The organism is Archangium sp. (assembly GCF_036389735.1).
Classification (GTDB): domain Bacteria; phylum Myxococcota; class Myxococcia; order Myxococcales; family Myxococcaceae; genus Archangium.
The window spans coordinates 42,606-54,780 of record NZ_DASVWK010000198.1 but is presented as its reverse complement, the minus strand read 5'-3'; the positions used below and the strand labels follow the sequence as shown (position 1 = coordinate 54,780).

The following is a 12,175-nucleotide window of genomic DNA, read 5'->3' as shown; positions in this document are numbered from 1 at the left end:
CGGGAGAACTCGGCCATGCGCTCCAGCCACAGCGGGATGGAGCGGCTGCGCAGCCCCAGCGTCCGGCCATACTCGAACAGGTCCGCGTACGCCTCGGAGGGCATGGGGCCGAGGCACTGCGTGGCGAAGTAGGTGCGCTCGGAGAAGATGGGGAAGCGGGCGCGCAGCGCGGCGAAGTCCGGGCCGCTCATGGGAAGCTCTGCCGATAGAGGGTGTCGAAGAAGGCGCGCGCCGCGGTGGACAGCGACTTCGCTCCACGCCAGGCGGCCTCGCTGGCCGCACCCGGGGGGATGAGCCGCGCGATGTCCAGGGACTCGTCGACGTGCTCCACCTCCAGGTTCTCGTGCAGGTGCAGCCACTCCAGCGCCGAGGGCGGAATCTGGCTCTGGCGGCGGAACTGCTCCGCGATGAACGTGTCCACCTGCTTGCCATGGACCTCGGCCACGAGGCTCGCGCCCACGCCTTCATACGGCTCGGCGTTCACGTAGCACCGCTCCAGCTCCGCGCCGAACACGCGGCCCGGCGCCAGCACCTCGTCCGTCTCCGGCGGAGCCCAGGGCGACACCACCTCCAGCATCCGCTCGAAGAGCCCGCGGTGGGCGCGCGTGAAGTCGCCATCGCCCAGCTCGTCGTTGAGCTGCTTGGCCAGCTTGCAGCGGATGCGCTCGTCTCCGACGCGAGCGGTGAGCCACGCCAACCGGCGCGAGAAGTCCTGGGTGATGCCCACCCGGAAGTTGCTCAAGATGCGCGCCAGCACCTCCAGCCGCACCGGCTCCCGGCTCAGCCGCGCGAAGAAGGGGTGGTCCGCGATGGAGTGCGTCTCGAAGTGCTCGATGATCTCCGTCGCCGGCCGCACGATCCGCGCCTGGGGTGCTTGTCTCTCGGGCTTCTGCATTCCGTAGATCTCGGGTGAGAAGTAGACGGTCATCCGGGGCCGCCCCTGCCACCGCATCGCGGCGTAGGTGTGGATGCCCGTGCCCGCCTCCAGGGGGCGGCGGGCACAGGCCTCGAGCGCCCCCAGGTACGGTGCGCTGGCCAGCCCCTGCGCGTGGAGGAAGTCGGTGATGCGCTGGCGGATCTCCCGATCGTCGCGCGCATGGTGCGACACGGGGAAGTAGGCCGTCACGGCCTTGGGCCGCGCGTCGGAGGGGTCCGTGAAGCTGAAGCACGTGACCGGACCCTTGCCGCCATAGGGGCCCTCGTCGCCACCGGCCATCTTCCGGCAGAAGCCGGCGGTGGCTCCCGGCGAGTGGTGGTGCGCCACCGCGCACAGCTCGTCGAGGAAGGCCGCGGTCGCCTGGTGGTGACGGAAGTAGAGCTTCACCCGCGCGTCGGAGCGGGAGGACAGGTCCAGCGCGAGGTAGACGAGCTCATCCGCCCCCACCTCCCGGCGCCCCAGGATCGAGGCCACCGTGGGCCAGGCCGCGTGGAAGCCGAGCTGGTGCAGGGCCTCCTCGGCCAGCCTCGGCGCGCGCCCCGGGCCCTGGACGTGGAGGTTGAAGTACGCCTTGAAGTCCAGCGATTGCCCCGGGCTGAACGCCGCCGAGTACCACCCGACGAATCGGCCCCGTGCTCCCGCCGGCAGCAGCGACTTCTCCAACGCGCGCACCCGCTCGAGCTGGAGGCCGTACTCCCTGGCGAGCACCTCGTGCAGGCGCAGACTCGCGGCGCGATTGGCCTCGAGCGAGGGCGGCGCATCCATGGGCTCCACCAGCACGCGCAGCTGCGGCCCTTCGGCGTCGAGGGCCATGGACAGCTCGAAGGGCGAGTGGTCGTCACACACGTCGGAGAGCCACGGCGGAGTCCCCCCCGCGGGAAGCTCGCGCCAGCTCGCCGCCAGCGTTCGAAATACCTCCCGCATCGACTGGGTGTGGGGCTCATCGAACCCCAACACCCGGGCGAGCGCGGTCAGCCGTTCACTCCCCGAGGTGATGAGGGTCCCGGTGGGTTCGTTCCGTGGCATGTCTGTCTCCTCCCAGCAAAGGACGAGGCGAGACCGTGCCCATCGAAAGCGGAACGGTTGGCCCCTCCCCTTTTCTCAAGGCTCGGGAGCCAAGGTACCGCTGGCCTTGGAGAGTTGTCCACGCGAGGCCCCCGCTACCCACCCGGGTCAGCGGGGCTTCACCGCCACGAACATCCCCACCGTGAAGACACCCGCGGCGCGCGCCTCATCCAGGGTCTTCTTTCCCTGCTGGAACATTTCGCCCTCGGGCCCTTCATACCCGAGCCACTGCACCTGTTCCTCGGACGTGGCGCTGCCCTTGGACAGGGTGCCCTCGTACAGGTCCCGGGCCACCAGCACCTGGAGTCCCGCTTCCTCCATCATCCGCGTGTAGCTCCCGACGCTGCCATGTCCGGGAATGGCGGTGGAGTCGTTGAGGGGCTGCATGAACCGGAGGATCTGCTCCTCCGTCTGGTACTGGCCGAAGGGCCGCTGAAGCCAGTCCATGCCCCCCAGACGACCTCCCGGCTTGAGGATGCGAGCGAGCTCGCGGAAGAGCGCCGCCTTATCCGGGATGTGGCACACCGACTCGTAGAAGGTGACGGCGTCGAAGGTGCCCTCCGGGAAGGGAAGGTGCTTGTAGTCGGTGTCGCCGAGGGTGACGAAACGGACCTTGTGGGCGAGACCGGCCTGGGCGGCCTTCTCCCGTGCCTTCTGGTTGAGCCGCTCGTTGTTGGTCACCCCCACGAAGGACGCGGAGGACACCTGGGCCATGTGGAGCGTGGGGCCCCCAATGCCGGAGCCGAAGTCGAGCGCCCAGCTCCCCTCCTTCAGGCCGAGCTGCGAGACGATCTTCTCCTCGAGCACCTCGCAGGCCCGCAGGGGCGGCAGACCACTGGCCTCCGCCTCGGGGTCGCCGTGGTGCCAGCGGTCCCCCATGAACCGCTGATAGCAGTGGAACGCGTTGTCGTAGAACTCCCGAACCTTCGACTCGTAGCTCATCCTGGCCTCGTCCCCGGCGCTGGTGGGGTTCGAGCCGACTGTAGTTCAGCTCGAACCCTGGGACGAGACGGGGCCCCGTACCGCTCAAGCGCTCGCGGAGGCCGAGGCCAGGACCCCCGGGGCTGGGGCAGCCATGACGCGGCGCGGCTGGAGGGCACGCCGCAGCTTGGCGGCCAGCACGTCCGGGTTGACCGGGTAGGTGAGGACGTCATCCGCGCCCGCGTCCAACCCGGCCTCCACCAGCCCGGGATCCTCCGGGGGCGCCAGCACGAAGATGGGCAACGAGGCGGTGTCCGCCACGGAGCGCAGCGAGCGGGTGAGCGCGGCACCGTCCCCGTCCGGAAGCTTCGAGGCCACCACGAGGGCCTGGCTGCCCTCCGACAGCAGCACGCGGGCCCGGGCCGCGGAGTCGGCGAGCACCACCCGCACCCCGTCCGCGAGGAAGCGCGCCTGGAGGGCCGAGGCCCGCGCGGCGTTGGGCTCGGCGAGTACCACCGTATGCGCGGTGCTCTCCCCCAGCACCAGCTCCGTCACCTCCGCGGAGAGGGCCTCGAGGGCCGCCGCGGGCAGCTTGTTCTCCGCGCGCAGCTTCACGAGCGACTGCGAGGCGGCCGAGGCCACCAGGGTGGCCGTCCCCGCCACCTCCAGCAGCGACACCGCCGCGGCCAGCGCGAGCGCGGCCCGGCTGGAGCTGTCCGGCAACGGCGAGGCGTCCCGGGTGCAGGCGCCGATGAGGCCCGCCAGCTCGCCCGCGTCCCGACCGAGGATGGCGCGCATCGCCTCACACGAGGGCCGCGTGAAGGGCGCTCCCTCCTCCGACTCCTGGAAGGCCGCGAGCGCCAGCGCATAGGCCACCGCGGAGGCCCGTTCGGCCTCGGCACGCCCGGCCCCCAACCTGCGGGCCACGCGCCGCGCCAGCTTGGCGAGCGCCGCGCCCTGCACGCCCACGCCTCCGAGTTCGGCGAGCGCCGCGTCCACCACCCGCGCATGCAGCCGTGCCGCGCGGCCCAATGGACCGGCCTCGCCCCCGAGCGCCTCGGCGAACGAGGGCAGTACGCGCACCTCCATCGTGGGCGCCACCGTCATCAGCCGCGCCACCAGCGCCGGCGCGTCCGGGACGGTGTCCGCGGCCACCAGCGCCACCTCGGTACCACCGAGCGCCACGGCCCTCTCCACGTCCGCGGCGCCGCAGCTGGAGGCCGCCACGCCCTGGCGCGTGAGCAGGCGCACCGCGGCCTCGCGCAGCTCCATATCGTCCGACACCACCAGCATGGTGCGCGCCAGCGAGGCGGGCGCGAGCGTCACGGGCTGGGGTGCGGGCGTGGCCACCGGCTCGAGCACGGGTGGTGACGCCGAGGGCGGAGGCGCGGGCACCGCCGCCACCTCCACGAAGGCGGACTCGTCCAGCAGGCGCTCGCGCGTGCGGGTGTGCTTGTCCGCATAGGGCGTCACGCCCGTCTCCGACTCGGAGCCGGCCAGCGGCATCGCGTTGTTGGACCAGTCGCCCATCTGGTCCGGGTCATCGCCCCGGTAGAAGCGGCCGATGCCGCGGCGGATGGCGCCCTCGGTCGCGTAGATGCCGCGCACGGGGCTGCCGGTGATGAACTTCAGCTCGTCGAGCCGGGCCAGGTCGCGCGGCTCGCGCATGGCGCACACCAGCTCCTTGCCCTGCTGCGCCACCGGCACCGCCTCCAGCCGCTCGGCCTTCTCCAGCGGCAGCAGCGACAGCAGCGCCTTGGGCACCGGCATGGTGCGCAGCACCTTGTCCGAGACGAACGGGATGCCGCCCTGCTCGCTCAGCATCCGGACCACGTCCTCCTCGGTGACGAGCCCCTCGGCGACGAGCAGCTCGCCAATGCGTCCGCCGGTGCGCTTCTGCCGCTCCAGCGCGCCCTTGAGCTGCGCCTCCGACAGCTTGCCGAGCGCCATCAGCATCTCGCCCAGCTTGCGACGCGCCGGGCGCATGACGCGCGTGGCCGTCGGCAGGGAGAGGGTGGAGACGGCGCCCGTCACCGCGCGTGCCATCACGGGCGGCGGCACCGTCAGGGTCACCGACGTCCCGGCCGGCGGAGGCGGAGGCTGCATCCGCTGCGATTCCGTCAAGGGCCGCGTGGTGGGAATCGAGGGCGTCCCCGGCCTCGGTCCCCCGGGGAACGGCGGGCGCGAGCGCACCGAGGTGAGCGTCTGCGGGCGTTGGATTCCCGCGTCCGAGCCGAGGCGGATCTCCTCACCCCGCACCTCGCTCTCGCCCTCCAGCGGCGAGCGGCGCTCGGGGAAGCAGCGTGAGAAGAGCGCCGCCACGTCCTGCGGGCCCACGCGCAGCCGGTGGTCGAAGAGGAAGTTCTGGAGCGAGTCGGAGATGTCGCGCGCCCGCTGGAAACGGGCCGTCGGGTCCGGCGCGAGCGCCCGGGTGACGATGCTCCACAGCGCCGGAGGCACGCCCGGCACCGGCGCGAGGCTCTTCACGTCGAACTGGGCGATGTTGCGCAGCGTGGCGAAGTAGTCCGTGCCACCGAAGACCTGCCTGCCGGCGAGCAATTCGTAGAGCATCAGGCCGATGAGGAAGAGGTCCGCGCGCTGATCCACCTCCAGGCCCTTGACCTGCTCCGGGGCGAGGTAGCCCGCCTTGCCCTTCACCACGCCCACCTGCGTGCCGTTCTGCGCGTTGGCCGCCTTGGCGATGCCGAAGTCCGCCAGCTTCACCTCGCCGCTGCTGGCCACCATCACGTTGGATGGGTTCACGTCCCGGTGGATGATGTTGAGAGGGCGGCCCGCCGCGTCCGAGCGCCCGTGCGCGTACGCCAGGCCCTCGGTCACCTGCTGGACGATGAAGCACACCTCGCGCAGCCCCAGCGACACCTGGCTGGACGCCGCGCCGCGCTGCACGGCCCGGAGGTTCTCCCCGTCCACGAACTCCATCACCATGTAGTACTGGCCGTTGATGGAGCCCAGGTCGAACACCTGCACCACGTTCGCGTGCTGGAGGCAGACCGTCAGCTTGGCCTCGCGCAGGAACAGCTCCACGAACTCCCGGTCCTGCGCCATCGACGGCAGGACACGTTTGACAGCGACCGGCTTCTCGAAGCCCTCGGCCCCGACCACCTTGGCCAGGAACACCTCCGCCATGCCGCCCGCTGCCAGCTTGCGGATGAGTCGGTATGTGGCCATGCCGGCACCTCCCCCATCTCCCTAGGTTGCGTGCTCGGTATGGGCACGGGGGGGCGGGTTGGTGAGTGCCCATCGCCGCGGGACAGCATGAACGTCCACCCACGGGCACTCCGCCCTCGCGCCACGCTCTCGCGCCGTTCACCGCTGGGCAGCGGCCTGCGACTCCAGGGACGGTGGGGCCCTCTGCGGCACGGGGGGAGGTGGCGGTACATCCGCCTTCATCCGAAACGCGAAGAGGGCCACGGGGAGGATCTGGAGATCCTCACGCCATGGCCCTCTTTCACGGGGGAACCCGAGGTGGCAGGTCCCCTCACCTGGCTCAGCCGAAGAGCTCGCGCACCTTGTCGAAGAAGTTCTTCGAGTGCGGGTGCGCCTCGTCTCCGCTCGACTCGGCGAACTTCTCGAGCAGGTCGCGCTGCTTCGCCGTCAGCCCCGTCGGCGTCTCCACGATGACGCGCACGTGCTGATCCCCGCGCTGCCCGCTGTGCAGGTGCGGAATCCCCTTGCCCTTGAGCCGGAACACCTTGCCCGACTGCGTGCCCTCGGGGATCGTCATCTTCACCTTCCCATCCAGCGTGGGCACGTCGATCTTCGCCCCCAGCGCCGCCTGCGTGAAGGAGATGGGCACCTCGCAGAAGACGTCGTAGTCCTCGCGCTGGAAGAGCGGGTGCTCGCGCACGATGACCGTCACGTAGAGGTCGCCCGCGGGCCCGCCCCGATCACCCGGCTCGCCCATGCCCGTCAGTCGCACCCGCGTCCCGTTGTCCACGCCCGGGGGGATGTTGACCTCGATGACCTCCTCGTTGGGCACCTTGCCCGAGCCCTTGCACTTGGCGCACGGGTCCGGCACCACCGCGCCCGTGCCGCCGCAGTCGCTGCACGGCCGGCTCACCGCGAAGAAGCCCTGGGTGAAGCGCAGCTCGCCCGAGCCCCCGCACGTGCCACACGCCTTGGGGCCCGCGCCGCTCTTGCTGCCCGAGCCCGTGCACGTCTCGCACTTCTTCGGGCGCGGAATCGGCACCTTCGGGCGGCAGCCGAACGCCGCCTCCTCGAAGGAAATCTCCAGGTTGAAGCGCAGGTCCGAGCCCCGGTTGCTCACCCGGCCCCGGCCACCTCCGCGCCCCCCGAAGATGTCTCCGAAAATCTCCCCGAAGATGTCGTTGATGTTGACGCCCTGGAAGCCGCCGCTGAACGGATCGCCCCCGGCCGCTCCGCCCACGCCCGCGTGGCCGAACCGGTCATAGCGGGCCCGGCGATCCGGGTCGCTCAGCACCTCATAGGCTTCGGAGGCCTCCTTGAACTTCTCCTCGGCCTCCTTGTTCCCGGGGTTCCGGTCCGGGTGGTACTGCAGGGCCACCTTTCGGAACGCGCTCTTCAACTCCTGCGCCGAGACGGTCTTCTGGACCCCCAGTACTTCGTAGTAGTCGCGCTTCTGTGCGCCCGCCGCCGCTGGCATTGCGTCAAACCCCTGGAATTATTGGACTTTCTACGCTCGCGTAGTCTTCGGAACCACTATAACGCAGGCGAGAGGTCCGGCAATCCGCGCCCGCCCCGGTGAAGGGGGCGGGCGCCTGGGGTCGAACGCTCGGACGAGAGAATCAGACAGTCCAGACGCGATTGGCCGTCAGTTCCATGCGTGCGAGCCGCCGCTTGAGCACAGGGTCGACGGCTCCCCTGGGTGCCCACTTGGGGACCACGAAGTGCAGCTCCGCGTTGTAGAGCTTCGCGGCGCTGGACAGCAGGCTCCACCGGTTCTCCGTCGCCGGGTCCTCCACCATATTGGGCGTGACGATCTCCAAGATGATGGGCGTGCGGGCCGAGTCGGACTGACGGCAGGTGAAGTCCGGCCGATGATCCTCGATGGTCCCCGAGAGGATCGGTGGAGGCATGAAGCCGGGGAGCCGGGCTTTGATGTCCGAGCAGCCGATGGTGCGGAAGTACTCCGCCATCAGCCACAGGAGCCGGCGGCGCTCCTCATTCTCCACCACGGGCTCACAGCCCGGACTGAACAGCGCCTCTTTCCCTTGATTGTTGGTGTCCATGGCTGGGACAAAGCTGGCCGCCCCTTCCCGGCTCAGCAATGAAAGGGCCAAACCCGACTAACTGGTGGGCAGCAGTGCAGGCAGGGAAGCATGCCACTTTGTCGTACATCGGGCTTTGAAGTGGAGCGACCAGGATGCGACAGTGGGCGCTCGCCGTGGCCCCCCGACCCTCCTCGCACGTCTACCTCCGCCTGCTGGGCTATCTCCGTCCCTACCGCCGCCTGCTCGCGGCGGGCGTGAGTGCCTCGCTGGTGACCGCCGCCGCCACCTCCGCCTACGCCTGGCTGGTGGGTCCCCTGCTGCGCGCCGTCCTCACCCGGGCCCCGGTGGAGTTCGCCGGCCTCACCCTGCCGAGCGACCGACTGCTCGGCGTGCTGCCCGCCATGGTGGTGGCCGTGGCGGTGGTGAAGGCGACGGCCGGCTTCCTGCAGGGTGGGTTTATGCAGCGGCTGGGGCAGCGGGTGATGGCGGACCTGCGCGGCTTCCTCTACTCGCGGCTGCTCTCCCAGCCCCCGGCCTTCTTCGAGCGGCAGCACTCGGGCGAGCTGCTCACCCGCTTCACCACCGACGTGCCCCTGGTGGAGTTCGCGGTGACGCAGGCGCTCTCCTCGTATGTGAAGGACGGGCTGCAGATCCTCACGCTGCTCGTCACCTGCCTCCTCATCGACGCGAAGCTCTTCCTGCTCACCTTCGTGGTGATGCCCCTCACGGTGCTGCCGGTGCGCAGCTTCGCCCGCTCGCTGAAGAAGGTGGCCAACCGCTCGCAGAACAGCCTCGGGGCCCTCACCGCGCTCACCGCGGAGCAGCTCCAGGCGCTTCCCGTCGTGCAGGCCTACGGCGGCGCGCCCCGGGCGCTGGGGGCCTTCGAGGTCGAGTCGGAGCGCTACCTCGGGGAGATGCGCCGCTCGCTCTTCCTGCGCGGCGCGTACAGCCCCACGGTGGAGGTGATGGGCATTGCCGGCGTCGCGGTGGCGGTGGCCTGGGGCGCGCGCGCCATCTCCGTGGACCCGGGGCTCTCCGGGCGGCTGCTCTCCTTCCTCGCCGCGGTGCTGCTCCTCTACCAGCCGGTGAAGTCGCTCAGCGGTACCCTCTCGCAGGTGCTGACGGGCCTGGTGGGCGCCGAGCGCCTCTTCGCGCTGGCGGACGCGCCGGTGCCGCCCGACGAGGGTGAGCCGGCCGGTGCCCTCACCCGTGCGCTGACGCTGGAGGGCGTGCGCGCCACCTACCCGGACGGCCGCGAGGCCCTGCGGGGAGTGGACCTCACGGTACCGGCGGGCGCCCGGGTGGCGCTGGTGGGGGCCTCGGGGGCGGGCAAGACGACGCTCTTCTCCGTGCTGCTGGGCTTCGTCCCCCCGAGCGGCGGCACGGTGCGCTGGGACGGCACGCCCCTGTCCCAGCTCAAGCCCTCGAGCGTGCGCGGTCAAATGGCGTGGGTGCCCCAGGAGCCGGTGCTCTTCTCCGGCAGCGTGCGGCACAACCTGCTGCTCGGCCGGCCCGAGGCCACCGACGCCGAGCTGTGGGAGGCGCTGCGGCTGGCCCACGCGGAGGACTTCGTGCGCACCCTGCCCGGCGGCCTGGACGAGCCGGTGGGTGAGCGGGGCGCGCGCCTGTCGGGGGGTCAGCGGCAGCGGCTCGCCCTGGCGCGGGCCTTCCTGTGCCGGCCCTCGGTGCTGCTGCTGGACGAGCCCACCAGCGCCCTGGACGCCCAGAGCGAGGCCGCCGTGGGCGCGGGCCTGGCCGCCCTGATGAAGGGCCGCACGGTGCTCGTCATCGCCCACCGCCTCTCCACCGTGCGCGACGCCGACCTCATCGCCGTCCTGGACTCGGGCCGGGTGGTGGAGGCGGGCACCCACACGGAACTCCTCGCCCGCGGGGGGCGCTATGCCCAGCTCCTCGGTGAAGGCGCCGTGGCGGCTTGACGGCCGCTCGCTCGCTCCCCCTTCCACCTACCTTTCGGCATGTCAGACCCCTGGATTACCCTCCGGGCAGGCAGGCAATTCAAACTTCTGCACGAATTCTGGAATTCCTGGCTGAGTCAGTATAGTCCTCCAGGCATGTTGGTCCCCGCCAAGCTGAATCCCCTCCCCGGTCTCGCTCTCGCCGCCCTGCCGCCCGTGTCGGTGCTGGGCTTTGGTCTCGCCTTCCTGTCTTTCGTGGGTGGGCGCACCGAGCTGTGGCGCATGGTGGACGTGGCGGGCGCCTACAGTGTGCTGATGGTGCTGGCCGGGGTGGTGATGACGCTCCTGCTCTCGGCGATGCTGTGCATGGGCCTGACGGGGCGGCACGCGCCGCTGGTGGTGCTGGTGGGGCTGGGCATGCTGCCGTGGCTCCTGGGCATCGCCGGCACCGAGGATGCCGTGGAGAAGGTGCTGGCGGCGCTGCCGGACATGGGCGCGGGCCAGGGCCTCGCCGTGCTGGTGACCGGGACGGGTGAGGCCATGGTGACACGCCTGCTGGGAGCGTGGACGAGCGCGGCGCTGCTGGTGGCCGTGGCGGTGGGCATCGCCCTGCTCTGCAAGCAGGCGGCGTTCCTGGGCGAGGACACGGGCCGACTGCTGGGCGCGGGGCTGAGCCTGGTGCTGGGAGGCATCGCGCTGCTGGTGGCGCTCGAGGCCTACCAACTCTTCGAGCTGCTCACCTCCGTGGCCACCCAGTCCTCGGAGGCGCACGCCGGGCTGATCGCCGCGGGCATCCGGAGGCTCTCGCAGCTCCAGACGTTGCGCTCGGCGACCCAGGGGGCGCTGGGCGTGCTGGCGCTCGCGCTGGTCTGCTGGCAGTTCTTCATTCGCCCGGAGGCCGTGGGGCAGTGGGCGGGCAGCCTGATGCTCGCCGCGCTCGCCGCGGCCGTGCTGATGATGGACGCGCGCCCCCTGCGGCTCGCCGCCACCATGGCCCAGGAGGCGGGCCTGCCCCGCAGCCTGCTGTCGACGCTGGCGCAGAACGACATCCTCGCGCTCGGCAAGGCGTTTCCGGGCCGTCTCCAGGCACCGGCTACCCACTCCCCCACGCCTTGAGCGCGAGGCCCGCGGTGGGCCTCAGATGAGCCAGAGCAGCAGCCCCACGCCCAGGACGAGGCCCACGCCGAGGACGATGAGCATCGTCAGGCCCTCGGTCTTCTGCCGCTGGAGCATGACGGGGTCCACGGACGGCGGCGGCACCTGGGACACGGACGGCGCGAGGGGCGCCGGGCCCTGGGACGGAGCCCTGGAAGGCGCGGAGGGGGTGGTGGCGCCTCCGGAGAGGACGAGTCCCTGGCGCGCGAGCGCGAGCACGCGCTGGATGTGGAGGATGTAGCGGTCGTTGCCCTGGTAGGCCTCGAGGGCGAGCGCGGCGCGCAACAGCCGGGCGGGGACGAGCTCGGCGTCCGGGTGGACGATGTTCGACTCGGTGCGCGCGGCGCCCTCGTGCTCCACGCGGCCGGTGCGCAGGCCCACGCCACTCGTCCACACGCAGTGCTCCTCCAGCAGCGTGAGCTCCTGGCGCTGCACGCGCCCCTCGGGGTCGACGAAGGAGAGCAGCTCCGCGCCCTGGGGGGACAGGTGCCAGACGGAGCGCTGCCCGTCATCCCCGGGAGGACCCTCCACCGGACGCGACTGGAACAGCGCCTGGACGGCGGCCTTCAATCGTTCCGAGGACGGGTCGCTCATATGCGGGGGGCGAGACTAGGGTCGGAAGGGCGGAAACGGAAGGCACTCGTGCATGCCGCTGGCTCCCTGGCCGGTCTACCTGGGGCAACCCGGGCCATGGCGGGCGGGCATCCCTATGGTTGGGGCTGGAGGAGCCCACCCATGGCCAACGACAAGATCAAACCCATCGAAGCGCCCTTCGTGGTGCCCGCCAACCGGACGGCGGTGACAGGGGAGCCGGAGCGCACGAGGACGGGCTATGACCCCCAGTACCCGGACGTGAGCTGGCTCGGCACGGAGCAGTACGGCGGAGGCCACATGCCGGAGGACTACCAATGGCCCACCAACCCCAAGGAGCGCCAGGACGAGCTGATGGGCGACTCGCCGCACTGAGT

General features: G+C 71.2%; 10 protein-coding genes. 3 read left to right on the top strand and 7 right to left on the bottom strand.

Translation table 11 applies throughout. The features are described from left to right. From VF794_RS07550 to VF794_RS07525, 6 genes are all read right to left on the bottom strand, one after another. Positions 1 to 191 (bottom strand): hypothetical protein (locus VF794_RS07550; RefSeq protein WP_331108504.1); only part of this gene is annotated, 191 nt, incomplete at its 3' end. Further along, positions 188 to 1,963, bottom strand: coding sequence for a tryptophan dimethylallyltransferase family protein (locus VF794_RS07545; RefSeq protein WP_331108503.1), 1,776 nt, complete (start codon positions 1,961 to 1,963; stop codon positions 188 to 190). The genes VF794_RS07550 and VF794_RS07545, both read right to left, overlap by 4 nt. A 147-nt stretch (positions 1,964 to 2,110) precedes the next feature. After that, positions 2,111 to 2,944 (bottom strand): SAM-dependent methyltransferase, encoded by an 834-nt coding sequence (locus VF794_RS07540; RefSeq protein WP_331108502.1) that lies wholly within the window; start codon positions 2,942 to 2,944, stop codon positions 2,111 to 2,113. An 84-nt stretch (positions 2,945 to 3,028) separates the two neighbouring features. Next, entirely contained in the window at positions 3,029 to 6,112 is a 3,084-nt protein-coding gene (locus tag VF794_RS07535) for a protein kinase domain-containing protein (protein WP_331108501.1), read from the bottom strand. A 319-nt stretch (positions 6,113 to 6,431) separates the two neighbouring features. After that, entirely contained in the window at positions 6,432 to 7,568 is a 1,137-nt protein-coding gene (gene dnaJ, locus VF794_RS07530) for a molecular chaperone DnaJ (protein WP_331108500.1), read from the bottom strand. 142 nt (positions 7,569 to 7,710) lie between these two features. Continuing rightward, the gene (locus tag VF794_RS07525) at positions 7,711 to 8,154 is read right to left on the bottom strand and encodes a hypothetical protein (RefSeq protein ID WP_331108499.1); all 444 of its coding nucleotides are present in this window, start codon (positions 8,152 to 8,154) and stop codon (positions 7,711 to 7,713) included. A 134-nt stretch (positions 8,155 to 8,288) separates the two neighbouring features. Here VF794_RS07525 and VF794_RS07520 point away from each other — a divergent pair, with 134 nt between their 5' ends. Together VF794_RS07520 and VF794_RS07515 are read left to right on the top strand one after the other, a co-directional pair. Beyond that, positions 8,289 to 10,073, top strand: coding sequence for an ABC transporter ATP-binding protein (locus tag VF794_RS07520; RefSeq protein ID WP_331108498.1), 1,785 nt, complete (start codon positions 8,289 to 8,291; stop codon positions 10,071 to 10,073). A 135-nt stretch (positions 10,074 to 10,208) separates the two neighbouring features. Continuing rightward, a complete protein-coding gene (locus VF794_RS07515; RefSeq protein WP_331108497.1) occupies positions 10,209 to 11,168 on the top strand; it encodes a hypothetical protein in 960 nt (319 codons plus the stop codon). Between the two features lie 21 nt (positions 11,169 to 11,189). Here VF794_RS07515 and VF794_RS07510 read toward each other — a convergent pair whose 3' ends face one another. Next, positions 11,190 to 11,777 (bottom strand): hypothetical protein, encoded by a 588-nt coding sequence (locus tag VF794_RS07510; RefSeq protein WP_331108496.1) that lies wholly within the window; start codon positions 11,775 to 11,777, stop codon positions 11,190 to 11,192. 165 nt (positions 11,778 to 11,942) lie between these two features. Between VF794_RS07510 and VF794_RS07505 the strand changes: the two genes are divergently transcribed. After that, positions 11,943 to 12,173, top strand: coding sequence for a hypothetical protein (locus tag VF794_RS07505; RefSeq protein WP_331108495.1), 231 nt, complete (start codon positions 11,943 to 11,945; stop codon positions 12,171 to 12,173). The last annotated feature ends 2 nt before the right edge of the window (positions 12,174 to 12,175 follow it).